The sequence below is a fragment of the Lolliginicoccus suaedae genome (assembly GCF_008312885.1).
GTDB lineage: Bacteria > Actinomycetota > Actinomycetes > Mycobacteriales > Mycobacteriaceae > Lolliginicoccus > Lolliginicoccus suaedae.
Genome location: NZ_VSSO01000002.1, coordinates 46151 through 70528, shown reverse-complemented (window position 1 = coordinate 70528; position 24378 = coordinate 46151). Strand labels below are relative to the sequence as shown.

The 24378-nt window shown below is 68.5% G+C and carries 24 protein-coding genes; 10 read left to right on the top strand and 14 right to left on the bottom strand.

Annotation, left to right across the window (positions count from 1 at the left end):
* Positions 1 to 426 precede the first annotated feature (426 nt).
* Positions 427 to 1821: a replicative DNA helicase gene (gene dnaB, locus FXO18_RS05970; RefSeq protein WP_149360204.1), complete on the top strand. Its 1395-nt coding sequence runs from the start codon at positions 427 to 429 to the stop codon at positions 1819 to 1821.
* A gap of 388 nt (positions 1822 to 2209) precedes the next feature.
* Positions 2210 to 2596, top strand: coding sequence for an STAS domain-containing protein (locus FXO18_RS05965; protein ID WP_149360203.1), 387 nt, complete (start codon positions 2210 to 2212; stop codon positions 2594 to 2596).
* A gap of 166 nt (positions 2597 to 2762) precedes the next feature.
* Here FXO18_RS05965 and FXO18_RS05960 read toward each other — a convergent pair whose 3' ends face one another.
* Entirely contained in the window at positions 2763 to 3947 is a 1185-nt protein-coding gene (locus FXO18_RS05960; protein ID WP_149360202.1) for a DICT sensory domain-containing protein, read from the bottom strand.
* A gap of 127 nt (positions 3948 to 4074) precedes the next feature.
* Between FXO18_RS05960 and FXO18_RS15865 the strand changes: the two genes are divergently transcribed.
* Entirely contained in the window at positions 4075 to 4245 is a 171-nt protein-coding gene (locus tag FXO18_RS15865; RefSeq protein ID WP_187774212.1) for a hypothetical protein, read from the top strand.
* Positions 4246 to 4280: 35 nt separating this feature from the next.
* Here FXO18_RS15865 and FXO18_RS05955 read toward each other — a convergent pair whose 3' ends face one another.
* The 9 genes from FXO18_RS05955 to FXO18_RS05915 all read right to left on the bottom strand — a co-directional run bounded on the left by FXO18_RS05955 (position 4281) and on the right by FXO18_RS05915 (position 12044).
* Positions 4281 to 5366: a DNA alkylation repair protein gene (locus FXO18_RS05955; RefSeq protein ID WP_149360201.1), complete on the bottom strand. Its 1086-nt coding sequence runs from the start codon at positions 5364 to 5366 to the stop codon at positions 4281 to 4283.
* 38 nt (positions 5367 to 5404) lie between these two features.
* Positions 5405 to 5752 carry a PLDc N-terminal domain-containing protein gene (locus FXO18_RS05950; protein WP_149360200.1) on the bottom strand — a complete coding sequence of 116 codons (348 nt, stop codon included), beginning with the start codon at positions 5750 to 5752 and terminating at the stop codon, positions 5405 to 5407.
* Between the two features lie 72 nt (positions 5753 to 5824).
* On the bottom strand, positions 5825 to 7072 hold the full coding sequence (locus FXO18_RS05945) for an alpha/beta hydrolase fold domain-containing protein (protein ID WP_149360199.1): 1248 nt from the start codon (positions 7070 to 7072) through the stop codon (positions 5825 to 5827).
* On the bottom strand, positions 7069 to 7989 hold the full coding sequence (locus tag FXO18_RS05940; protein ID WP_149360753.1) for an LLM class F420-dependent oxidoreductase: 921 nt from the start codon (positions 7987 to 7989) through the stop codon (positions 7069 to 7071). The genes FXO18_RS05945 and FXO18_RS05940 overlap by 4 nt, the downstream gene beginning before the upstream one ends.
* A 46-nt stretch (positions 7990 to 8035) precedes the next feature.
* Positions 8036 to 8701 (bottom strand): NAD(P)-binding oxidoreductase, encoded by a 666-nt coding sequence (locus FXO18_RS05935; RefSeq protein ID WP_149360198.1) that lies wholly within the window; start codon positions 8699 to 8701, stop codon positions 8036 to 8038.
* Positions 8702 to 8734: 33 nt separating this feature from the next.
* Positions 8735 to 9301, bottom strand: coding sequence for a class I SAM-dependent methyltransferase (locus tag FXO18_RS05930; RefSeq protein WP_149360197.1), 567 nt, complete (start codon positions 9299 to 9301; stop codon positions 8735 to 8737).
* Between the two features lie 48 nt (positions 9302 to 9349).
* Positions 9350 to 10000: an LON peptidase substrate-binding domain-containing protein gene (locus tag FXO18_RS05925; RefSeq protein WP_149360196.1), complete on the bottom strand. Its 651-nt coding sequence runs from the start codon at positions 9998 to 10000 to the stop codon at positions 9350 to 9352.
* The gene (locus FXO18_RS05920) at positions 9997 to 10836 is read right to left on the bottom strand and encodes an alpha/beta hydrolase (RefSeq protein ID WP_149360195.1); all 840 of its coding nucleotides are present in this window, start codon (positions 10834 to 10836) and stop codon (positions 9997 to 9999) included. The genes FXO18_RS05925 and FXO18_RS05920 overlap by 4 nt, the downstream gene beginning before the upstream one ends.
* Positions 10837 to 10922: 86 nt before the next feature.
* Positions 10923 to 12044, bottom strand: a complete 1122-nt coding sequence (locus FXO18_RS05915) for an adenylate/guanylate cyclase domain-containing protein (RefSeq protein WP_187774211.1) — start codon at positions 12042 to 12044, stop codon at positions 10923 to 10925.
* Positions 12045 to 12291: 247 nt separating this feature from the next.
* Here FXO18_RS05915 and FXO18_RS05910 point away from each other — a divergent pair, with 247 nt between their 5' ends.
* Complete coding sequence (locus FXO18_RS05910; protein ID WP_149360193.1) at positions 12292 to 12666, top strand: hypothetical protein; 375 nt, start codon at positions 12292 to 12294, stop codon at positions 12664 to 12666.
* A gap of 9 nt (positions 12667 to 12675) precedes the next feature.
* Here FXO18_RS05910 and FXO18_RS05905 read toward each other — a convergent pair whose 3' ends face one another.
* Complete coding sequence (locus FXO18_RS05905; protein WP_149360192.1) at positions 12676 to 13020, bottom strand: ArsR/SmtB family transcription factor; 345 nt, start codon at positions 13018 to 13020, stop codon at positions 12676 to 12678.
* A 360-nt stretch (positions 13021 to 13380) separates the two neighbouring features.
* Between FXO18_RS05905 and FXO18_RS05900 the strand changes: the two genes are divergently transcribed.
* A complete protein-coding gene (locus FXO18_RS05900) occupies positions 13381 to 14991 on the top strand; it encodes a cation:proton antiporter family protein (protein ID WP_149360191.1) in 1611 nt (536 codons plus the stop codon).
* Between the two features lie 23 nt (positions 14992 to 15014).
* On the opposite strand, the gene FXO18_RS05895 is transcribed toward FXO18_RS05900, so the two are convergent.
* A complete protein-coding gene (locus tag FXO18_RS05895; RefSeq protein WP_149360190.1) occupies positions 15015 to 15308 on the bottom strand; it encodes a DUF2218 domain-containing protein in 294 nt (97 codons plus the stop codon).
* 157 nt (positions 15309 to 15465) lie between these two features.
* Entirely contained in the window at positions 15466 to 16092 is a 627-nt protein-coding gene (locus FXO18_RS05890; protein ID WP_149360189.1) for an SACE_7040 family transcriptional regulator, read from the bottom strand.
* 73 nt (positions 16093 to 16165) lie between these two features.
* Here FXO18_RS05890 and FXO18_RS05885 point away from each other — a divergent pair, with 73 nt between their 5' ends.
* Entirely contained in the window at positions 16166 to 17197 is a 1032-nt protein-coding gene (locus FXO18_RS05885; protein ID WP_187774210.1) for an XdhC family protein, read from the top strand.
* A 33-nt stretch (positions 17198 to 17230) separates the two neighbouring features.
* Here the strand turns inward: FXO18_RS05885 and FXO18_RS05880 are convergent, their stop codons facing one another.
* Positions 17231 to 17941, bottom strand: a complete 711-nt coding sequence (locus FXO18_RS05880) for a hypothetical protein (RefSeq protein WP_149360187.1) — start codon at positions 17939 to 17941, stop codon at positions 17231 to 17233.
* Between the two features lie 477 nt (positions 17942 to 18418).
* Here FXO18_RS05880 and FXO18_RS05875 point away from each other — a divergent pair, with 477 nt between their 5' ends.
* From FXO18_RS05875 to FXO18_RS05860, 4 genes are all read left to right on the top strand, one after another.
* Positions 18419 to 19996, top strand: coding sequence for a carboxyl transferase domain-containing protein (locus tag FXO18_RS05875; protein ID WP_149360186.1), 1578 nt, complete (start codon positions 18419 to 18421; stop codon positions 19994 to 19996).
* 81 nt (positions 19997 to 20077) lie between these two features.
* Positions 20078 to 21391 carry a DUF2254 domain-containing protein gene (locus tag FXO18_RS05870; protein ID WP_149360185.1) on the top strand — a complete coding sequence of 438 codons (1314 nt, stop codon included), beginning with the start codon at positions 20078 to 20080 and terminating at the stop codon, positions 21389 to 21391.
* A 60-nt stretch (positions 21392 to 21451) separates the two neighbouring features.
* On the top strand, positions 21452 to 23677 hold the full coding sequence (locus FXO18_RS05865; protein ID WP_235900501.1) for a xanthine dehydrogenase family protein molybdopterin-binding subunit: 2226 nt from the start codon (positions 21452 to 21454) through the stop codon (positions 23675 to 23677).
* 27 nt (positions 23678 to 23704) lie between these two features.
* Entirely contained in the window at positions 23705 to 24160 is a 456-nt protein-coding gene (locus FXO18_RS05860) for a (2Fe-2S)-binding protein (RefSeq protein WP_149360184.1), read from the top strand.
* The last annotated feature ends 218 nt before the right edge of the window (positions 24161 to 24378 follow it).

The following is a 24378-nucleotide window of genomic DNA, read 5'->3' as shown; positions in this document are numbered from 1 at the left end:
ATAACTCTGGGGAGGCAGGCCGGAAGATCGATCCAGGGCCACGCGAAGGTGGCGGGCCGGCAAATAGCGCATGGACAGCTAACGCACCACACGTTGCGACACGCCGGGAATCACAATCTGGCGACACGCCGTACACAGCATTGTCCACAGTGTGCACAGCCGAAAAATCGTGTCTGAGCTGGCTCTATTGAGAGAGGTGGCTCGCTGCTCTCGAAACTGTCCACAGGTTGTTCACAAGATATGCCCAACTATCCACAGGGTTATGCACAGAACTGTGCACAGGTAACTCTCACGTGACACTTGAGACTCGTCCGGGTCCGCGAAACCGACACGCGGCACACCCTCGCAACCGTCGGACCAAAGCGGTACAACAAGAACGCGGCACCCACGCCGCGCTGAGCTAGCACCACCCACAGGAGGCACCAAGTGGCCGCGGACGATCGGGCACCACGCACTAGCGACCACGGCTCCACCGGCGATCACGGTCCCGGCGACGACCACTTCCGCCAGCCACCCCAGGACCTCGGCGCCGAGCAAGCCGTCCTGGGCGGCATGCTGCTGAGCAAGGACGCCATCGCTGACGTCATCGAGCGCCTGCGCCCTGGCGACTTCTACCGCCCGGCCCACCAGGATGTCTATGACTGCATCCTTGATCTCTACGCGCGCGGCGAGCCCGCCGACCCGGTCACGGTCGCTGCGGAGCTCGAGCGCCGTGGCGATCTCCGGCGCATCGGTGGCGCGCCCTACATGCACACCCTCATCTCGACCGTGCCCACAGCCGCCAACGCTGGGTACTACGCCGAGATCGTCGCCGAGAAGGCCATCCTCCGCCGCCTCGTCGAAGCGGGCACCCGCATCGTCCAGTACGGCTACAACGGTAGCGAGGGGCAAGACGTAGCAGGCATCGTCGACCGCGCCCAGGCGGAGATCTTCGAGGTCACCGAGCGCCGCACCACCGAGGACTATGTCGCGCTCGAGGAGCTCCTGCAGCCCACCATGGACGAGATCGACTCCATCGCCTCCCGCGGCGGCATGTCCCTCGGTGTCCCCACCGGGTTCGTCGAGCTCGACGAGCTCACCAACGGCCTCCACCCGGGGCAGATGATCATCATCGCCGCCCGGCCTGGCGTGGGAAAATCCACGCTCGGAATGGACTTCCTGCGCTCGTGCTCCATCAAGCACGGCATGGCCAGCGCAGTGTTCTCGCTCGAGATGAGCAAGACCGAGATCGTCATGCGACTGCTCTCGGCCGAATCGAAGATCAAGCTCGCCGACATGAGGTCCGGTCGCATGACCGACGACGACTGGACCCGGCTTGCCCGCCGCATGAGCGAGATCAGCGAAGCGCCGCTGTTCATCGACGACTCGCCCAACCTCACCATGATGGAGATCCGTGCCAAGGCCCGCCGGCTCAAGCAGAAGCACGACCTCAAACTGATCGTGCTCGACTACCTGCAGCTCATGAGCTCCGGGCGCAAGGTCGAATCACGGCAGCAGGAAGTCTCCGAGTTCTCCCGCAGCCTCAAGCTCCTCGCCAAGGAGATCGAGGTCCCCGTCATCGCGATCAGCCAGCTGAACCGTGGTCCCGAGCAACGTGCCGACAAGAAGCCCCAAGTCTCCGACCTGCGCGAATCGGGTTCCCTCGAGCAGGATGCCGACATGGTGATCCTGCTGCACCGCCCTGATGCGTTCGAGCCCGACGACCCTCGCGGCGGCGAGGCCGACATCATCATCGGCAAGCACCGTGCGGGCCCCACGGCCACCATCACTGTCGCCCACCAGCTTCACTACTCCCGCTTCGTCGATATGGCGCGAGGGTAGAGCGCTGGTCGGGGGGGGGGGCGCTTACCGGCTGGCGAGCATCGGCGGGAGCCCTTGCGCCAAACGCGATAGAAAAACCACGCGGTTCGGCGTGTTGCACCGGCGTGTCGGGTGGTTTCTATCGCGTTTGGCGCCGGTGATGCGTGTCGGTGGCGCGACCGGGCGAACCACTTCGACCGCTGCGTTATCGCACCGTTATCTGTAAGTTATCGAAGCGTGACTATCGCTGCGGTGGCGCTGTGACACCCGGAGCGCATCGTAGAGAACGTCACCGCAGTTCAGGATTCCGATTCGCCCGACCCCACCCGCCCCACGCAGTAGCAGCGAAGAGGTCTCCTGACTGCGGTGGCATCATGATCGGCCCCCGCCTTGGACGGAGCATCGTGCCATGATCGCCAGCCCGAACGTCGCCATCAGTATCGAGAGCCTGTCCGACGAGATCGATGTCGTGCGCATCGCGGGAGAGCTTGATGCCCTTGCCCTGCCGCGGCTGTTCACCGTGCTTGGCAACCTCGATTCTCCCGAGCAGGTGATCATCGATGTGCGCAGGGTCCACTTCGTTTCCCGGACCGGCTTGAGCGCCCTCGCTGACCTAGCGTCCCTGTCCTCCCTGACCGGCGCATCGGTCGCGATCATCGCGCCGGCGAACCTGCGCGAGGCGCTCGCCGCGCGCGAGAACGCGCCGCTATCCTGCTCCTCCCTGCGGGCCGCATGCTCGCTTCTCGCGGCACGCCCAGCCCGGCCGGCCTTGCGGCTCGTGTCGTCGGCCTCGTAGCGTTAACCGCGAAGCCCTGCTGCAAACGCGATAGAAGCGATCGGAAAAACGGCTCCGCTTCTATCGCGTTTAGCCGTTTCCGGTGCTTTTGCGTCACCAGGCTCCTCGGCCCACCGCGAAACCGGCTTCAGCCGCCGCAAAGCCCAGCCACCGCCGAGCGGCTATGTCAGCTCCCAGCGCCGTCGAACCGGTCGAGGATGGCGCGGGCGCAGCGCACGGCGGTGGCGCGGTCCTGGGTGAGCACGTACTCGAACTCGCGGTCCTCGTCGTGCTCGCCGAGGTGCAGGTCTCGGGCTGTGAGCACGCTGCAGAAGTGCGGGGCGAGCACCACGACGTTCCATTCCTCCACTAGTGGCTCGCCGGGTTCGAGTGGCGCCTGGTGGACCCCGTCCTCGACAAGGGTTCCCATTCCGACGCCGTAGACGCCTGCGAAGGCGACGCGCCCGGCCAGGGCTTCCCAGCGCCGCCGGGTGCGGGTGGTGAAGTTGCGGACGTGCTGGAAGGTGCCGAGCAGGATGGTGTCGCGGCCGGCGGTGGCTGCCTGGTTCTCCAGTATGGTGCTCAGCTCGACGAGCAGCGTCTTGCGGCTCCAGTGGGTGCGGTGGTGCTCGGCGGCGATGGCGAAGGGGAGCCGTCCTTCACGGTCTGGCGCGGTCCTGATGAGCAGGGGGGTGACGCTGGTCGCGTCGAGCTGCGCGGGGGAGGCTGCCGCGGGATAGACCTGGCCCATGCCGTGGCTGGCGCCGAGGCCGCGGGCGCGCTCGCGGTGGATAGCGGTGTCGATCCCATCGGCGATGACGATGGTCGTGCTGTGCTCGGCTTGGGCGGCGATGGCCTGGGCGACGTGGGCTGTCCACGAGTCGGGCCGGGTGGCGACGAGCGCTGCGGAGAGGATGATGATCTCCGGCTCGATGAGGGGCAGCAGTGCCAGTGGCTTGTCGCGGGCGCCGACCTCGTCGACGGCGATGGCTTTGCCGGACGCGCGGGCTGCGGCGATCAGGCGCAGGGCGCGCGCGGGGTCGGAGGCGAGGGCGTGGTCGGTGATGACGACGATCTCGCGGAGGTCGCCGCGTGGCTCGGGGGCGGGCTGGAGCTGCTCGAGCGAGCTAACGTCGACGGTGACGAGGGCGGGCACGGCGCTGGCGGGATGGCCATCGAGCGCGCGGGAGCGCATCTGGTCGAGAGTGGAGGTGTCGCTCATGGCGCGCGCGACTGCCCTCAGCGCGGCGGACGCGGAGAGGGGGCCGTCGCCCTCGCCGCGCAGTTGCACATCCACTGCTGCGAGGTGGCCGGTGCCGAGGTGGTGGATCGGTGCGAAGGTCGGCCGGATCGGGAGTCCCGCGTATTCCATAGCCTTCAGGCTTGCACCTGGTGCGCCGCGGGGTGCGCGCAGCCCTGTGGTCGAGCTCGAATCTAGACATCTCAATACCCCATGGGGTATATTACTGATAGTTCGCACTAGCCCCCGAGGAGTCACCATGTGCTATCCCGTCAACTGCCGCCAGTGCGGCAAAACCACCTGGTCCGGCTGCGGCATGCATGTCGATCAGGTCATGCGAGGAATCCCCAAGAACGAGCGTTGCGAGGGCCACGAGCCCGCCCCTGGTGTTCAGGGCGGCTCGTTCCTGACACGCATGTTCGGCCGCTAGGCCGCGCGAGCCAAGCTGCTCGGCGCTGCGCCCGCCTAGTGCTCCGCGCCATCGAGCAGGAACCCTGCCCGGACCGTGCGGACCCCGTTCACCTGCACCGAGACCCCGTGCTCGCCGTTGTAGCACCGGCGCGTGCTGATCGGCGCGAACCGGTGGCGCCGGGCGATGTCCCAGCATTCGCCAGGCTCGAGGTCACGAACCCCGAGCTTGAATACCTTCTCCCGCTCAGCGCCCCGTGCGCTCGCGAAGTGCAGGACATAGTCGACCGCTACGCGGGCGCGAGCGGCACCGCCCAGCGTGACGCGGCAATCGAACGCCAGTTCCTCGCCCATCGCGACCACCGGAGTTCGCACGGCTGGCCCGGTGACGCTGATCGCCGCGCTCGCATCAACGCCGATGCAAGCCAGAGCCCCGGCGTGGGATCGCTTGATCAAGGTCCGCAGTGCATGCCGCACCACCGATGCCGTGTTCCCATCGGGTCGCGCTAGCCACCCTTGCGCCACCTCGACAGCGAGCTCGGGATGATCCCGGCTGATGTCGTTGAGGCAATTCGCCACTGATCGCCGCACATACTCGGACTCGTCCCGGTACAACGCCTCGAGGACAGGCACGATCGGCCGGGGATCGTCAATCAGCCTGCGCGCCTGCGGGGCCCACGGCAGCCGCGGCCGCATCCCCTCGCTCGCCAGCCTTCGGACGTGCTCATCGGGGTTGGTGGTCCACTCCATCACCACTGCCACGGCGCGCTCGAGATGCTCGTCGAGGAACCAGCGCAGGGCGGTCTCTGCCGTAGAGCGCGAAGTCAGCTCGGCCAGCAGGGCCAACGAGTCCTCGATGCGGTCACCGCCCCGGATCGCGACCGCCTCGGTGATCGGAAACGTCATCCAGCCGGTGAACCGGGGATCGCGCAGCGCCACCCGCACCAGGCCTGCCAGCTGAGCGAGATCGCCCGGGACATCCTCGAGCACAGCGTCACGAATGGCGTTCACTCGCTGCCGGAAACCCAGTCCATCCAAGCGATCGGCTGCTCCGCGCAGGCAGGGCATGCTCCCGGGGGAACCGAGGATGGCGGCCAGATCGACCACGGTATCGCGTCCAAGGAGTTCATCGGCATAGGGCATGGCAGCGATTGTGCACCCGTGCCCCGACAAGAAGCGCCCTAGTCCTGGGCCTCGTCCCTGCGCTGCTCCTCGCGGTAGCGACGACGCTGCTCCTCGGCGCGCGCCCGGCATTCGCGGAGGAACTCCTCATCGGATTGCTGGTCCTGGGCGATGTGGCGACCGGGCCGCTCGTACTCCGGGAAACCGGTGCTGCGGTAGCGGGGCGCGTCATCGGCGTAGGGCCGGCCCGCGACGATCCAGGCCACCATGCCTGCGAGCGGGAGGATGATCACCAGCAGGATCCAGGCGGCCTTGGGCAGGTTGCGGATGCGACTCTCGTCGGTGTTGATGATGTCGATCAAGCACACGACGAGGATCACGAACGACAGCAGGAACAAGTACGGCATAGGGATAGCACCTCCGGATCGAGATGATCACAGCACGCCGCAGGGCGGCGCGCAACCGGAATGCAGTACGCGTTAGCGATCTTGTCGCCGGCGATGCTCCTCCCACGAGCCCCGCAGGAACTGCTCCACCACGGCGAGCGCCCGCACCGTCCGCCACGACGGAAGAACATCGAACGAGTGCTGCCCGCCGCGCACCTCCACGTAGTACGCGGGCTCGCGGGACTTCTCGCGCAGCATCCGGGCGAACCCGCGGCCCTCCTCGACCGTCACCAGCGAGTCCCGATCACCGTGGATGACGAGGAACGGCGGAGCGTCGGCAGTGATCCGGTGCAGCGGAGATGCCGCGCGGAACAAATCTGGTTGTTGCTTGCGCCGCGCCCGGAACACGTTGCGCTGCAGCAGCGAGCCGATGGGCCGGAAATGATGCCGATCCTCATCGAGCAGGTCATACACCCCGTAGAAGGGCACGCACGCCGCGACGGAGGTGTCGGCATCCTCGAAGCCCGGCTGGAATCGCGGATCACCCGGTGTCAGGGCCGCCAGCGCGCAGAGGTGCCCGCCCGCGGAGCCTCCGGTGATGGTGATGAAACCCGGATCGATGCCATATTCGCTGGCATGCTCGCGCACCCAGGCGATGGCCTGCTTGACGTCGACGATGTGGTCGGGCCACCGCGACCGGGGGCTGAGCCGGTAGTCGATGTTGAATCCCACCCAGCCGTTCGCCGCGAGGTGCGTGAGCAGGGGGATGGCTTGGTCCTTGCGGGTGCCGACGGTCCAGCCGCCCCCATGCACCTGGATGATTGCGGGCCTGCCGCCCGGCGGGGCCTCGCCATCGCGGGGCAGGGTGATGTCGAGCTTGAGCGCGAGGTTGCCGTGCCGCGAGTACACGACGTTGTTGATGCGCTTGATGTCGCGCCGGCGCCACGGCAGCCACGGCAGCAGCACGTGCGAGCCAGGATATGCCCGGCCATCCCCAGAGCCATGCCCTCGGGCGACCTCGGGCAGCGGGGGCTCGGCCGTGATCGCGGCGGTGCGGGCGAGGAACGCGAACCGCGCGAGGAACGCGGCGCCCGCCCCGAACAGGACCAGCCCGGCCATTCCCAGCGGATGGATGCCACCCACCGCCACCAGCACGATGACGGCGATGGTCCCGCCGAGCAGGACATGGACCGGCAGCTCGATGGCGAGCCACGCCGCCGGCCAGCTGACGATCACCGAGCGCCCCGACGTGCGGGGCCATAGCGCGTTCACCGCGAGGGCCAGTATCGCTGCTCCCGTCATCAGCAGCGCCAGCGAGGTGAATAGCTCGAGCCCGCTCACAGCGCCGCGATGACCTCGCGCGCGATCAGCTCGATGTGATCCAGATCGTTCACATCGAGGATCTGCAGGTAGAACCGCTCCACGCCTTCGCGGACGAACGCGCCGATCCGGTCCGCCGCCTCGCTGGGCGTGCCACAGATCCCGTGCTCGCGCAGCTCCTGCGGATCGCGGCCGATGATCGCCGCCCGGCGCTGGAACTCCTGCTCCGTGCTGCCCACGCACGCCACCAGTGCCGCCGAGTACACCAGGTCGCCGGGGTTGCGCTCGAGCCGCTCGCACGTATCGCGGATCGTGGCGAAGCGTCCCCGGACCGCCTCGAGCTCGGGGAACGCCGCGTTGTACTCGTTGGCGAACCGCGCGGCGAACTCGGGCGTGCGGGTGGGCCCATTGCCACCGATGATGATCGGCAGCTCAGACTGGAATGGCTTGGGCAGCGCGGGATTGTCCTCCAGCGCGTAGTGCTCGCCGCGGAAGGTGAACGACACGCCATCCGGGGTGTCCCAGAGGCCAGTGATGATGGCGAGCTGCTCCTCGAACCGGTCGAACAGCTTCGGCGGGAACGGGATGCCGAACGCGCGATGCTCCGCCTCGAACCATCCCGATCCGATGCCGAGCTCGACCCGCCCGCCCGACATGTGATCGACCTGTGCCGCCTGCACCGCGAGGATCGCCGGATGCCGGAACGTGGCCGAGGTCATCAGGGTGCCCAGGCGGATGCGGGAGGTCTCGCGGGCAAGCCCGGCGAGGGTCGTCCAGGCATCGGTGGGGCCGGGCAGGCCGTCCGCGCTTCCCATCCGCAGGAAGTGATCGGACCGGAAGAAGCCTTCGAAGCCGAGCCGCTCGGCCGTGCGGGCGACCGCGAGCAGCGTGTCATAGCTCGCGCCCTGCTGGGGCTCTGTGAAGATCCGGAAATCCACCGTCACAACGTCCAACCTCCCACGCGTTCACCGATTCTCGGTCGAGCTAGACCGAGTCTGCCACGGCCTCGGGAATCGTGGTGGCCCCTCGCGTCAACAGTAACGTCGCGCCCACGGTGGCGGGCGCATCGATGAGAGCCGCCACCACCGCGGCGACGTCAGCCCGCGGCACCTCGTCCTTGGGCAGCGGTGGCGCGGACAGCGCGACGAGGCCTGTCGGGGGATCGTTCGTCAGCCGGCCAGGCCGAAGGATCGTCCAGTCGAGGTTGTCGCGCCCGCGCAGGTCCTCCTCCGCGGCGGTCTTGGCGCGCAGGTATGCCGCCCACACCTCGCCGGCATCGACGGGGATCGGCTCGCCCGCTCCGAAGGTGGAGATCTGGATGAACCGGCGCGCCCCAGCCCGCTCGGCCGCGGCAGCGAGCAGTACCGCGGCTCCGCGGTCCACGGTGTCCTTGCGCTCGGCGCTGCTGCCCGGTCCCGCCCCGGCGGCGAACACGGCGGCATCCGCGCCCTCGAGGGAGAGCGCGGCCTCCGTGACCGTGGAGTGCTCGAGGTCCAGCAGGATCGCCTCGCCACCGAGCGCATGGATGTCATGGGCATGGCTCGGGTTGCGGATCAGTGCCACCGCGGAATCCCCGCGCGCGACGAGCAGTTCGATCAGGTGCCGGGCGATCTGCCCGTGGCCACCGGCAATGACAACGCGATGCGACATGTGGAGCCTTTCCATCAAAGAAGCGTGCAGGGATCACCAGGGGTGGGCGCGCAGCACCACGTCGATGGCGCGGCCCTTGGGCGTGGCGCGGAACTCGTGATGCAACTGCTCCACGCGAAGTCCCGCGGCGGCAGCGGCGAGCAGCGGGATAGTGGGCAGCACCGCGGGGTCCGGCGGCCCGCCCACCCCGCGATCGAGGTTCTCGCGGGCATGACCCAGGTAGAGCAGCGTGCCCCCGGGCGATAGCCAGTGGCCAGCGCCGCGGATCACGTCGGCGAGCGCCTCCCCGGGCAGGTGCAGGTACGACATCAGCACCAGGTCCACAGGCTTTTCCGGCTGCCACGTCGTGGCGTCGCCGACCACCCAGGCGATGCGACCGTCCGGATCGGAGCCCTGGGCGTTGGTGATCGCTTGCTCGGACGAATCGACGCCCGTCACCTGCCAGCCCGTGCTGGCCAGCCAGCGCGCGTTGCGGCCCTCCCCGCAGCCCAGATCGATCGCCGAGCCCGGCGCGAGATCCTTGACGAGGCCGGGCAGCAGGGCCGCGGGCTCCCCGCCCCACGGCCGCGACTCGGTGCGATACCGCTCGTTCCAATCCACGCTTACCGAGGCTAGTGCCTTCCTGGCCCCCGCGCCCCTGCTCGCGCTCTACTCGAGCAAGGCGAACTCGGCCATCTCGAGGAGGCCATCGAGCGCTTCGGATAGCGCGAGCGATCGTTCATGCACACCGGGGGCGGTGAGCAGCCGGTACCGGTCCACGTCGCCGAGCGGAATGTGATCAGCGAGCTCGTAGAGGTGCCGGGCGGGAGTGTCGGAGGTGCCGCCGAGCACGGGCAGCTCAGGCATGGCCACCTCGCTGCCGGGCACGTCCTGCCGACGGGCAAGCTCCGCGAGGAGGCTGTAGAGCTCGGCGATGCGGGCGGCGAACGTGTGGAAACCGGGCTCGACGGGGCCATCGTTCTCGTCGGGCCAGGGCTCGATCTCCGCGCGCGGGTACGGGGCGTCGTCGAGCCACCTGGTGACGCGGATGCGCTCGCGGCCGCGGCAGTCGAGCGCGTGCTGGCCGGCACCGACCTCCACGTGGGCGATGATCTCGGCGAGGGTTCCGACATCGTGGCGCTGCTCGCCGCCGCCGACCTCGGTGCCGCGCGCGATGAGCACCTGCCCGAACGTTGGTGCGCTGGCCTCCTTGAGGCAGTGGCGCACCATCGCCTGGTAGCGCGGCTCGAAGACGTGCAGCGGCATGGCACCGCCGGGTAGCAGGACGGAACCGAGCGGGAACATGGGCGAGATGGTCATGCCGGGAGGAGCCCCGCGATGACGTCGATGAGGGGCGTGCCCACGAGCATCTCGGCATCGTTGTGGCCGGCCCCCGGAAGCACGACCCGCGAATGAAGGTTGCGTGCGGCGTCGGCGACCTCGGCGCTCATCGATGCGGGGATGATCTCGTCGGCGGTGCCGTAGGCGACGACCGTGGGCGCGGTGATGCGCTTGACGGCATCGAGCACCCGGAACCGGTCGCGCAGCAGGCCGTGCGGGAGGTATGGATAGTGGATGCGGCTGACCGCGGCGAGGTCGGTGAAGGGCGAGCGCAGGACCAGGCCCGCTGGCGGGTAGCGCAGCGCGAGCGAGGCCATGACGCCGCAGCCGAGGCTCTCGCCGAAGTAGATCAATCGCTCCGCCGGGACCGAGCGTTCCCGGCGCAGGTACCAGTAGGCGGCCCGGGCATCGAGCGCGAGGCCCGCCTCGGACGGGGAGCCCGGGTTGCCGCCGTAGCCGCGGTAGTCGAGCAGCAGGCTGGCGATGCCGTGGCGGGCGAGCGCCTCGGCGAGCGGCGCCCGGTCGGCCCGGTTGCCGGCGTTGCCGTGGGCGATGAGCACGGTGATGCCGCGCGGCTCGGTACCGGGCGCGGGCGATACATGCCACGCGTCGAGGGCGAGCCCGTCATCGGTGCGGAGGCGAACCTCCTCGGCAGTGGGGAGGACGGAGTGCGCGGCGGGCACCGCAGCGTCGTCGGTGTAGTAGATGAGCTTGCGCTGCATGGCCCACGCCACGGAGCCCGCTGCTCCCGCGACAGCGAGCCCGGCGCCGCCCACGGCGAGGCCCCGCCCCCACAACCCATCGGTCAGTCCCATCGTGGTCCACCTCTCGATCGGCTCGATCACTCGCTATCCGAACCTACACCGGTGGTGACGGGCTTGGTTCCCGGCGCGGCGGCCGCTCACCGCTGGGGCGCGGACCGGAGCAGCTCGTGCGGCTTGTACTTCATGAAGCCCCGGTGCCGGGCCGACTTCACGGCCTTGACACGGAATGCCGGGTGGTGGCGCAGGATGTCGGCGAGCTCGCCGTCGACGAGTATGTCCCCGCCGGGCGCGGCGCTGGTCAGCCTGGCCGCGGTATTGACCACTTGCCCGTACAGGTCGCCGAAGCGGGTCAGCGCCACGCCATAGGCGAGGCCGATGTGCAGCAGGGGCAGGGACTCGTGGCTGCCGATGGCATCCTGCAGCGCGATCGCGATGCGGGCGGCCGCGGCGGGCTGCTCGACGGAGAACATGATCTCGTCGCCCACGTTCTTGATCACCGACCCGCCGTGCGCGGCGATGATCGAGGTGACGGTGTGCTCGAAGGTGTTGAGCAGGCTCGCGAGGCTGGTGATGCTGTTCAGCCGCGTGAGATCGGTGTAGCCGACCATGTCCGCGAACCCCACGACGAGCGCCTGGCTGGAGGTGTCCTCGTCGGGCCCGGCGAGGTAGCGGCCGGCACGGGCAGCGAGGTGGCGGCGCCACACATAGGTCTGCATGGCATGCACGACGGGTACCCATTCGCGAACGAGATCGGCAGCGTCGTCGAGCAGCTCGGTGGGGGAGAGCGGCGGGTCGGCCGCCATGCGCTGCTCGACGAGCTCGAGGACCCGCTCGTTGAGCAGCGGCACCTGCCATTCGGCGATGCGGGAGAACGACTGCCCCAGGGCGCGGGTCATGCCCACGGCCAGCTCCGGGGTGAGGATGCCCGCCGTCTCGAGCTGCGCGAGGGTGCGGATCGCATTGATGTCGGACTCGGTGTAGAGCACGGAGTCGGCGCTCGGGGCCGTGGCGAAGCCGAGCGCGCGCCACAGCTCCTGCGCGTACTCGGGGCTCACCCCGGCACGCTCGGCTACCTGGGAGCGGGTGTAGCGGCGGGCCTCGCCGAGGAGCGCCTTCTCCACCTCCGTCTGGATCAGGCGCATGATCAACGGACGTGGCTCGGTCTTCTCGTCGCCGCTCTTGGTCCTGCGCGGTGGCACGAACAACGGCTCGGTGGGCGCGGTGGCGTTCGCGTGGGCGATGTCGTCAAACGATGCCATCTCTGCCGTCCCTGGTTGTCGTCCGATCGATGAGTGCCGGTGTCCTCTATGGTCGGTGATGCCGTGGGCAAACCCCTGCATTTGCCGCGTCGGCGGCGTCACGCCGCTCGAGCACGTGATCCTCGTCCCATTCGTGCCCGTATTCCGTAACAAGATCATCCCTGTGCCCGATCACCGCAACAGAGAGTGATGGATATGGCTTCTGGTGCGCGGGCCGCGCACCGAGCAGGGAACCAGGGGTGCAGGCATGACCAGTGTGCAGATGATGATCGACGTATGGTCGCGGGTCGATGGACCCATGACTGTCCTCGCGGTCGGGCTGCTCGCTCTCAGCGCCGGCATCTCCGCGCTCGGCCTGGTCCTCGATGAGGGGCACCGGGCGCGCTGGGCGTTCCCGCTCGGCCTGATAATCGCTGGCGTGGCGGGGTTCCTTGGCTCGATCTTCCTCATCGAGCCCGGCACGCTCGCCGGCGAGGGCCTGTTGCCCGAGCTCGCCACCCTGGTGACGTTCGCCGGGGTGCCGGCCACCGGATTCGTCCTCGTGACCAGCGGCAGCATCTACTTGCTGCGGTCGGTGCGCGACCTGTTCGCCGAGCACGGCCAGGTCCGCGCGCACGCCTAGCAGGGGTCCCTACCCGTGGGCGTGGGTGCCGCCTATGCCGTGCAGCATCGAGTGCACCACGGGATCGTCGAGGTAGTAGCGCATGTTGCGGCCGTCGCGCTGCACCCGTACCCAGTTGTGGCCGCGGAGCAGCCGCAGCGCGTGCGATACGGCTGAGCTGGACATATCGAGTGCCTCGGCCAGGCTGGTGACGGTGATGCCCGGGGCCCGGTGCATGGCGAGCAGGATCCGTAGCCGGTTGGAGTCGGAGAGCAGCGCGAACCGCTGGGCCCAGAAGTCCACATCGGGAACCAGGGTGACCGCGGCGACGGCCTCGCGGGCCCGCTGGTCGTCATCAAGGGTGGGATCAGCCATATCGTCCATTGTGCCCGCCGCCGCGCCCTGCGGCGCGGGCCTGATCTCCGAACGCGCATGCCCCGGCCACCACGATGTGGCCGGGGCATGTGTGAAAGAGCGTCGGTGATCTTTCCGCGAGTGTCGGATGCAGCTCCGCTCCATTGTGCTTGCCTCGTCATCGGGACAGGCCACGCGAAGGTCCTGGAACAAGTGTAGGAAAATCGTGAGAGATCGTTGAGTTTATTCTGGTGTGGCTGGTATGGCGATAATCACGTGAAAACCGAATAAGGGGCTGCTTCACAAGGAAAAACCACGAAACGGGCGGCGCGCAGCCACGCTGTAGGATGCAGGCAATCACGGCACCGCGAGGAGCATGACTTGGACATCGCCTACATCGTCATCCCCTTCCTCGGTGGGATGCTCGCGCTCGGTCTCCGGGTGCCACCGCTCGTGGGCTTCCTCGCGGCCGGGTTCCTTCTCAACGCCCTCGGCTACGGGGAGCTGCCCGCGTTGTCGACCATCGCGGATCTCGGTGTGACGCTGCTGCTGTTCACGATCGGTCTCAAGCTCAATGTGCGGACGCTCCTGCTCAAGGAGGTGTGGGCCACCGCTAGCGCGCACCTCGTGCTGTCGACCACGATGATGGTGGGCTTCCTCGCGGTGCTGAAGATCATCGGCTTCACCGCGCTCGCGGGAGCAGGGTTGCCGATGCTGCTCGTCCTCGGGTTCGCGCTGTCCTTCTCCAGCACGGTCTTCGCGGTGAAGATCCTCGATGACCGGGGCGAGGCCAAGGCGCTCTATGGGCGCCTCGCCATCGGCATCCTGATCATGCAGGACATCTTCGCGGTCGTCTTCCTCACCGCGTCCACGGGCGAGCTGCCGAGTCCCCTGGCGTTCGCGCTGCTCGCGCTGATCCCGCTGGCCCCCCTGCTCCGGTCGATGCTCGAGGTCGTCGGGCATGGCGAGATGCAGATCCTCTACGGCGTGGTGCTCGCTCTCGGCGCGGGGTATGCGCTGTTCGACTTCGTCGGGCTCAAGGGCGACCTCGGCGCGCTGATCATCGGGATGATGCTGGCGCCCCACCCGGCGGCGGTGAGCATGTCGCGCGCGCTGTTCATGATGAAGGAACTCTTCCTCGTGGGGTTCTTCGTCTCCATCGGCCTCGCCGGGCTCCCCACCTGGGAGCACTTCGGCCTGGCCTCGATGCTGCTGGTGCTGATCTTCGCGAAGTCGCTGCTGTTCATCGTTCTCTTCCGCGCGTTCCGGCTGCGCCACCGCACGTCGTTCCTCGGCGCTCTCGGCCTGATGAATTACTCCGAGTTCGGGTTGATCGTGGCAGTGCTCGCCGCGAGCAACGGGTGGATCACCGATACCTGGCTTGTGGTGCTCTCGCTCGCGGTGGCACTGAGCTTCGGGATATCCGCCGTGGTCAATCGCTTCTCGGCCGAGACCTACGCGAGCGTGGAGCGCTTCTGGCCCGAGGTGGACGACGCGCGCCTCAATCCGATGGAGCGCCCGATCGAGATCGGTGAGGCGCAGGCCGTGGTGCTGGGCATGGGCCGCGTGGGACGAGCCGCCTACGAACGGCTCGAGGAGGAGTTCGGCCTCGATGTGCTGGGGATCGACACCGATGCGGACCGCATCCATGACCTCCACCAGAAGAGCTACAACGTCGTCGAGGGCGACGCCACCGACGAGGACTTCTGGGAGAAGCTCGCGCTGGAGGACTCCGTGGCGATCATCATCCTCGCGCTACCGCTCTACGACTCCAACGCCCAGGCCCTCGATTACCTCAAGGGACTGGGATACAACGGCGAGATAGCGGCAGTGGTGCAGCATCGCGACGAGATCGAGAAGATGTACGAGCATGGCGCCGACGATGTGTTCCACCTCTATGGCGGCGCAGGCTACGCGCTCGCGGGCCGGGCCGCCCAGGTCAAGGGTCTCGAGCCGATCCTCGACGAGGACGGTCCGGAGCCATCGCGGTAGGTAGCCTCGTCGGCCTAGCTGGCTCAGGCGTCGATGGTGGGCGTCCAGCTCACGCGCAGCTCGTCGCGCTGGCCGAATGCCTCGAGGTGCCGGGTGATGATCCCCTGGACCTCCGCGACGTCGCTCTCCCGGTGGGCCTGCACGGTCACGGTGATCCCGCGCGAGCTGGCGGTGCACATCGCTACTCCCAGATCGAACAGGATCTCGATCTGGCGTCCCTCCTGGACCACTGGCACCTTGTGCCCGAAGTGGCTCGCCAGTTGCTTGACATAGCGATCCGCGCGATCGGTAGCGATGCGAGCGACTGATTCAGGCATGGGTTTCTCCGTTTTTCGGGATGGTGAGCCTAATAACGGATAATGCTACTTTTGCATTCCGCTGGGGAATATCAGCTGCGTCACAGTCAAAGCTGCTGGCTGTTGTTACCTGCGTTACTCGCATGCGCACAGGGGCCAGGGAATGCACGGGGCTCGATCAATGGAAAAGAGCACCAAGAGCCATCGAGCGAAGCACTATCCGTGCCTGCCCGGCAGCATCGGGCAGCTCGCGCTCCACCAGGCTGTGCGCCGTGGAGTTCAGCAGCCCGAACACGGCGTGCGCCTTGATCCGGGCATCCCTCGCATCGATCCGGGGGTCCTTCTCGATCAGCGCGCCGACCCAGAGCTCGACGTAGCGGCGCTGCATGTGCCGGATCTCGCGGCGCGCCTCGGCCGGCAGGCTGTGCAGGTCGCGGTCCTGGACCCGGATGAGGTCCGGCTGCCCCAGCGCGAAGTCGAGGTGGTGGTCGATGAGGTCCTCGATGGCCTGCTCCGCTGACGATGCCTGCCCCGCGACAGCCCGCGCGCCCATGAGCAGGCGGCGGCTCACGCTGCTCAGCAGCTCGACGAGCAGGGCTTCCTTGCTGGAGAAGTGGCGATAGATGGCGGGGCCGCTGATCCCGACGGCGGCACCGATGTCCTCGAGCCGCACCCCGCTGAAGCCGCGCTCAGCGGTCAGCCGGGCAGCGGCGCGCAGCAGCTGCTCGCGCCGGTCCGCCTTGAGCCGGGAGCGCCTCGTTGACTCGCTTCCCGCGACACGCGACGACGTGGCCGACTCCGTCATGCCGCTCCCTTCGATCCAGGTGAAACCACATTAACCCACGTCACTGATGCGCCGGTGCCGCTACCGTGGCTGCATGCGCGAGATTCTGCCCTGGCTGCATCACCGGGTCGCACGGGACGGGGCCTGCGGACTGGTGACCGTGATCGGGACTCGCGGCTCCGCGCCGCGCGAGCCAGGTGCTGCGATGGCGATCGACATCGCCGGCGCGGTGGTGGGTGGCGTGTCGGGTGGGTGCGTGGAGGCGGATGCGCACGCGCGCGCGATGCGTGCGCTGTCCACGGGCATCGCCGAGCGGGTGGGGTACGGGCCGGGTGGCGAGCTCGGCGGCATCTCGCTCACCTGCGGCGGTCAGGTCGAGATCCTCGTGGAGCGAGTGGATGAATCGACTTTTCCGGGTCTTGCCGCGCTGCACGAGGCGGTGGCGGCGGGTGGTCCAGCGACTGTCGCTGTCACGATCGAGCCGGGCGCGCAGGAGCCGGGGCATCGATTGGGGCAGCGATGCACCATCGCGGGGGGCCGGCAGTACGGCGTTGCGTTGCGCGACGACATGTTCACCATGGATTTCGCCCCGGTGCCGCGCATGCTGATCCTCGGCTCCACGCCGCATGTGGCGGCGATGGCGGAGATGGGCCGCTTCCTCGGCTTCGCCGTGACCGTGTGCGACCAGCGGCCAGTGTTCACCACTCAGGCCCGCTTCCCGGGCGCGCACGAGGTCGTGGTGGCCCGGCCCGCCGCGTACCTCGATGCCGAGATCCGTCGCGGGCGGGTCGATGATCGCACCGTGGTGCTGGTGATGACCCATGCCGACGGCGTGGATGTGGATGTGCTGGAGCGCGCGCTCGCGGGCGATCAGCCGCTCGGTTTCGTGGGCGCGCTGGGCTCCTCTGCGACCGCTTCGCAGCGGCGCGCGGAGTTGCGGCGGCGGGGCGTGGGGGAGGCCGCGCTGGAGATGCTGGTCTCGCCCGTGGGCCTGGGTGCGGCGGGACGGTTGCCGCAGGAGGTGGCGGTGTCGATCGCCGCGCAGCTCGTGGCGACCGGGCACGCAAAGGCCGGTGGGGCCGAGCGAGTGCTCGGCCCCACCGGCGCGATGGTGCTGCAGGGCTAGCCAGCTAGAGCTGGCTGCCAGCTAGTGCAGGTGTCAGTTGACGGTGCCACCGAGGCCGAGGTCGATGTTGCCGCCCAGCAGGTTGTTGAGGTCGAAGCCGCCGCCGGCGCCGAGGTCGCCACCGATGCCGAAGTCAGCGCTGCCGGTGCCGAGGTCGAGCCCGAGGTCGCCGCCACCCTCGACGTTCGCGCCGCCGCCGATGAGGGCGTCGATGCTGGAGGTGTCGATGGTGAACTCAGCGCCACCGGTGCCGCCACCGTTGGTGCCGCCCTGGGCGCCGAAGAAGGCCTGGATGTCAGCCTCGGCCTGTGCGAGGAAGTCGAGCCATGCCTGCTCGAGGTCGATGGTGCCGTTGAACTCGCCGCCGCCGGTGCCGCCACCCTGGGCGCCGAAGTTGCTCTCGAGCCAGGCGTTGAAGTCAGCCTCGGCCTGTGCGATCGCGGCCTCGAGGTCGAATCCGCCCTGGCCCTCGACGTTGACGTTGAACAGCTGCTCGATGCTCGCGGTGTCGAACTCAACGCCGCCGCCGACGTTCGCGCCGCCGTCAGCGGTGCCACCGAGTCCGAGGAGCGCGCCGAGGTCGATGCCGCCGCCGGCGCCGAGGTCGCCACTGCCGGTGCCGAGGTTGACGCCGAGGTCTCCACCGAGGTCAACGGTCGGCTGCGCCGAAGCAGCTCCGGCGAACGGGATGGCGAGGGCGGCCGAGGTTGCAGCGATCGCGGCGACGCGGGTGAATGCCTTCATTGTGATTCCTCCTGAAGATGTTGGTTGAGATCAGACGCGAGCAGTGTCTCACGGGAAAGTCGGGTTTCGTGAGCGATACCGCTGTTGCGCACTGTCGAACTGTAGATCGTTGATCCTGCTGTGATTGTTACAGGTCCGGAAAGAAATTTTCCACCGTACGCGTCAGCATTGCATTGTTCGGGGAACCTCCTGATCAGCGCATATTTTACCGCCTTGCGGGATGCTCCGGGGCCAGGTGGCCCAGTACGCGTGAACGAACCGTGATCAATGCGGCCGTGAATGGCTTCACGGTGTCATCAACTCGTGATCGGCCCAGTATTCCATTCCCGAGGGCCTGCTCAAGGGATAATCCGGATCCGGGCCTGTCCCGGATTGGTGCCCGCGCGGGCTTGCGCAGGAGTGATATGGACAACACGGGGCTCGCGCGCTAGCCTCGGTTCGGTTACTCATCATTAACTCAAATCATGGGGTGTGGGCATGGCACTAGATCGGGAAGCCAACCGATCCGCGCATCAGCGGCTCGTCGCGGAGCTCAACGAGGCCACACGCGCCACCAGGCTCGGTGGCAGCGAGCGGGCCCGCGAGAAGCACCTCGCCCGGGGCAAGCTGCTACCCCGCGATCGCGTGGACCAGCTCCTCGACCACGGCAGCCCCTTCCTCGAGATCGCCCCGCTCGCCGCCAACGGCATGTACAACGACGAGGCGCCCGGCGCCGGTGTCATCGGTGGCATCGGGCGCATCGCGGGGCGACTGTGCCTCGTCCTCGCCAACGACGCCACCGTCAAGGGCGGCACCTACTACCCGATGAGCGTCAAGAAGCACCTGCGGGCGCAAGAGATCGCCATGCAGAACAACCTGCCCTGCGTCTACCTCGTGGACTCCGGCGGCGGCTACCTCCCCAAGCAGGACGAGGTATTCCCCGATCGCGAGCACTTCGGCCGCATCTTCTACAACCAGGCCAACATGAGCGCGCGCGGGATCGCCCAGATCGCCGCCGTCATGGGATCCTGCACCGCCGGCGGCGCCTACGTGCCCGCCATGAGCGACGAGACTGTCATCGTTCGCGGCCAGGGCACCATCTTCCTCGGCGGGCCGCCCCTGGTGAAGGCCGCCACCGGCGAGATCGTCACCGCCGAGGAGCTGGGTGGCGGGGAGCTGCACGCCAAGGTATCCGGCGTGACCGACCACCTCGCCGAGGATGACCAGGACGCCCTGCGCATCGTCCGCGGCATCGTCGACACCCTGCCCCCGGCGCCGCCCGTGCCCTGGAACCACCAGCCCGCCACCGCACCGGAGCGCGACCAGTCCGCCCTCTATGACGTCGTGCCCACCGATTCGAGGATCCCCTACGACGTCCACGACGTGCTCGACATCCTCGTCGACGGCGGCCACTACCAGGAGTTCAAGGCCGAGTACGGCAAGACGCTGGTCACCGCTTTCGCCCGCATCCACGGCCATCCCGTCGGCATCATCGCCAACAACGGCATCCTGTTCGGGGAGTCCGCGGTCAAGGGCGCCCACTTCATCGAGCTGTGCGACCAGCGCCGCATCCCGCTGCTGTTCCTGCAGAACATCAGCGGCTTCATGGTGGGCCGCGACTACGAGGCCGGCGGCATCGCCAAGCACGGCGCAAAGATGGTCACCGCCGTGGCCTGCGCTCGCGTGCCCAAGCTGACCGTCGTCATCGGCGGCTCATACGGAGCCGGGAACTACTCGATGTGCGGGCGGGCCTACTCGCCCCGGTTCCTGTGGATGTGGCCCAACGCGCGGATCTCGGTGATGGGCGGCGAGCAAGCAGCGTCCGTGCTGTCCACCGTGCGCCGCGACCAGCTCGAGGCCCAGGGCACGGAATGGTCGGCCGACGACGAGGAGGCCTTCAAGAAGCCCATCCGCGACCAGTACGAGGCCCAGGGCAACCCCTACTACTCCACCGCGCGGCTCTGGGACGACGGGATCATCGACCCCGCGGACACCCGCACCGTGCTCGGACTCGCCCTCGATGCCTGCGCGCACGCCCCCCTCGAGCCGATCGCCCACGGAGTGTTCCGCATGTGATAGCCCCGCCCCGCGACCTACAGTGAGGGTGCCGCCTTCCTGCCACGGAGTGATCGCGGCAGGAAGGCCAGGCACGACGCCATGCGCAAGTGGATCATCACGTTCCGCGACTCCTTCTGGTTCCTGCCCACCATCCTGGGCCTCGTCGCGCTGGCGCTGTCGCAGCTGCTCATCCGCATCGATGTGACCATCCAGCGAAGCGACCCGGGCCTGGCCGGCTCGCTGTTCTACAGCATCGGGGCCAGCGGCAGCCGCGATATCCTCACCGCCATCGGCGGCTCCATGCTCGCTGTGGCCGCGACATCGTTCTCCATCACCATCTCCGTGCTCGCCATCGCGAGCTCCACCTACGGGCCGCGCCTCGTGCGCAACTTCATGGCCGACCGGGCCAACCAGTTCGTCCTGGGCGTCTACGGCGCGACGTTCCTGTACTGCCTGATGGTGCTGCGCTCGATCCGCTCGGAGACCGACCAGGGCGGGGCGTTCATCCCTGATCTCGCGGTGAACATCGCCGTCCTCCTCGCCGTGCTCGACGTCGCGGTCCTCGTCTTCTTCATCCATCACATCGCCGACTCCATCCAGGTGCCGACGCTGCTCGCGCGGGTCCGCGGCGAGATGGTCAGCGCGCTCGACGACCTCTACCCCGAGGATCCGCCGGACGAGGCCACCATCGCGGCCCCGTCCAGCCCGGGCACCGGTGCCGCCGTGCCGGCCGAGGGCTTTGGCTTCGTGATGATCATCGACGAGGACCGGCTGCTCGTCCTCGCCAGCGAGCATGAGTGCCGCATCGAGGTGCGCGCGGGAACAGGAACGCACCTCGTCGCGGGGGAGATGCTCGCGACGGTCCACGGCGTGGAGGAGCCCAGCAAGGATCTCGTCGCCGCGATCCGGGCAGCGTTCGTGCTCGCCGAGTCCCGTAGCCCCCGCCAGGACATCATGTTCGCCGTCCAGCAGCTCACCGAGATGGCGATCCGGGCGCTCTCGCCGAGCATGAACGACCCCTACACCGCGAGCAATGCCCTCGACGAGCTCGCCGTCGGGCTGGTTCCCCTCGCGCGACGGCCCGAACCGCTACTGGGCAGGGTCGATGAGGAGGGCACGCTGCGGCTCGTCGTGGCCAGGGTGCCGCCCGCCAGGCTGATCGGAGGCGTGCTCGACGCCATGCGCCACTACGCGCTCGATAGCCCGCTCGCGATCAAGGCCACCATCCGCCTCGCCGAGCGCATCGGGACGACGACCAAGCACGCGCACCTCCGATCGCTCGTGGTCGACCACCTCGCGCGGCTTCGCGACGAGTACATCGACCACGCCGAGCGCGACGCCGACAAGGCTGCCGCGGGCGACCGCGTCGACGCGGCGCTATACGCGATTTCCGGCAAAACACCCCGCCCCTAATGTGATCCGTGCCACCTTTGCTAGTGCCCGGCAAGCGATAGGCACGAAAGCAGGTGGCCCGTGGTCGAGAGCATGGCACGTCGCCAGTTCCTCACCTTCCTCGTTGCCGCACCGATCCTCACCGTCGGAGCCCAATGGGCAGCCCCGGGAGCGAGCCCCACGGCGAGCGCGCAGCCAGGGGTCCCCGGCATCCCCAGCAACCCCGAGGCCGGGCAGATCGTCGACATCGGGGATCTCTTCATCACCGTCGGGCTGCCCACCGCGCTGATCCTCGTCATCGAGGTCACCCCGGACGGTCGCATCCGCTTCGAGCTGCCCCGCGCCGAGATCGGCCAGGGCATCACTACCGCGACCGCGATGATCGTTGCCGACGAGCTCGATGTTCCCGTCGACCGCGTCGATGTGCGCCTCGCCCCGGCCAAGCCCGAGCTGCTGTTCAACCAGTTCACCGGAAGCTCCAACACCATCCGCTCGCTCTGGCACCCGCTGCGCGCTGTCGCCTCGGTGGTGCGCGCCCGGCTCGTTGCCGCCGCGGCCGCCCGCCTGCTCGTCCTGCCCACGGATCTGCGCACCGAGAACGGGCGCGTCATCGCCCGCGACGGCCGGTCCCTCGGCTACGGCGAGCTCTCCGCCGGCGCGGCCAATCCTTCCCTCGCCGACGTCACCGCCCGGCCCAAGACCAGCCACCACACCGTTGGCACCCCCACCCGCCGCAAGGATGCCCGGGCCATGGTCACCGGGGAACTGCCCTACACCCTCGACCTCGACATACCCGGTGCCAAGCCCGTCATGGTGCGCCGCCCGCCCACCATCAACGGCAGCCCGGAATGGTTCGACGCGGCCACCGCCCGCCAGCAGCCCGGCGTCATCGATGTCGCCATGATCCCCACCGGCATCGCGATCATGGCCGAGACGTTCGGCGAGGCCCTCGCCGCCACCCGCGCCTTCGACGTCACGTGGAAGCCCGGCACCATCGATGGCCTCTCCGACCCCGATATCCGCGCCCAGATCCGCGGTGCCATCCCTGCGTTCGACGACCCGCCCCTCGGTTCCGGCAGCCTCGACGGAGGAGTACTCGACGCCGAGTATGACTTCGCGTTCGCCAGCCACGCCCCCCTCGAGCCCAACACCGCCATCGCCGATGTGCGCCCCGACCGCGCCGAGATCTGGTCCGCGCTGCAATCCCCGATCATCACCCGCGAGCACATCGCCCTCGAGCTCGGCCTGCCGCTCGACAAGGTCATCGTGCACGTCACCCAGGCCGGGGGCAGCTTCGGGCGGCGCCTCTTCTACGACGGCGCGCTCGAGGCCGCGCGCATCTCCCGCGCCATGGGCAAGCCCGTCAAGCTGATGTGGAGCCGCATCGACGACATGCGCCACGGCCGCGCCAGGCCCGCCTCCCACCATCGTCTCCGCGCGCGCATCGGCACCAGCGCCGTCGCCGGGTTCCACCACCGCGCCGGCTTCGTCGAGACCGACTTCCGACACGGGCTCGGCGAGATCCTCACCGCCGCCTATACCCAGCTCCCCGTCGTCGGCAACCCCGTGTTCGGGCAGACGCTCTTCCACCTCACCCAGTTCACCCCCTACGAGGTGGGCGCCAAGAGCCACGAGCTGTTCGAGATCCCCTTGCGCATGCCCACCGGCAGCTGGCGCGGTGTGTACTCCGGAAACACCCGCGGCTGCGAGGAGATGTTCATCGACGAGATCGCCGAGCACCTCGGCCGTGATCCCGTCGAGTACCGGCGCGCCATCATCAAGGACCACCGCGTCCGCGATGTGCTCGATACCGTCGCCCGCGAGGGCAACTGGGGCCGCGCCATGCCTCCCGGCTTCGGCCAGGGAGTCGGCGTGCACGAGGAGTACCGCTCCGCCATCGCCGTGCTCGTCGAGATCGATGCGCGCGACCCCCGCAAGCCCCGCGTCACCAAGGCCGTCATCGCCGTCGACGTCGGCAAGACGATCAATCCCCTCGGCCTCGAGGCGCAGATGCATGGCGGCCTCAGCGACGCCATCGCCACCACGCTCACCGCCGGGCTGCACATCGTCGACGGGCTGCCCCTCGAGGGCTCGTACTCGCAGTACCACTACCCGCGGCAGGGTGATTCGCCCCCGGACGTCACCGTGCACATCCTCGAGGGCAGCGACGAGCCGGGCGGAGCGGGGGAGCTCGGCGTCCCCGCCTCGGTCGGTGCCGTGGCCAATGCCTACGCCCGTGCCACGGGAACCAGGCCACGCTCGTTCCCCATCAATTTCGACATCGACTTCGAGCCCTTCCCCCGATAGCCCAAGCACGTCCGGAGGTGTCCCCGCATGCCCAGCTATACGTTCCGTGTCAACGGTCGCGACGTCACGGTCGAGGCCGCCCGTGGCCTGCCGCTGATGTGGGTGCTGCGCGACAAGCTCGGCATCACCGGGCCCAAGTTCGGCTGCGGCATCGACGTGTGCAAGGCCTGCACCAGCCACCTCGACGGCTCCGCGATCCGGCCCTGCGTCACCCCCGTCGAGGAGGTGGCGGGGCGCGAGGTCACGACCATCGAGGGGCTCGCCAGCGGCGGGCAGCTGCACGCCGTGCAGCAAGCCTGGATCGACCTCGACGTCGCGCAGTGCGGGTACTGCCAGCCCGGGCAGATCATGTCCGCCGTTGACCTGCTGCGCCGCAACCCGCGCCCCACCGATGCCGACATCGATGAGGTCATCAACGTGTGCCGGTGCGGCACCTACCCGCGCATCCGGGCCGCCATCAAGCGCGCCGCTGGGCTCGGCTAGGGCAGCCTGATTGTCCCTGCGACGGTTGCCCGGTTGTGTGCGGTTCTGCACCCACGGAAACCCGCGAGAGGGTGCGAAAGCCAACACTTCCGAGGCGGCCAGGCTGCTGGGCGTGTCCTGTGAATCATTCGAGCCAAAGAATGATCGCAGCGATGGCAGGCCCGCCCTGGTGGCGGGCTGCACGCCTGGCGTAGCGGCCTGCGGGATGACGTGAGCCG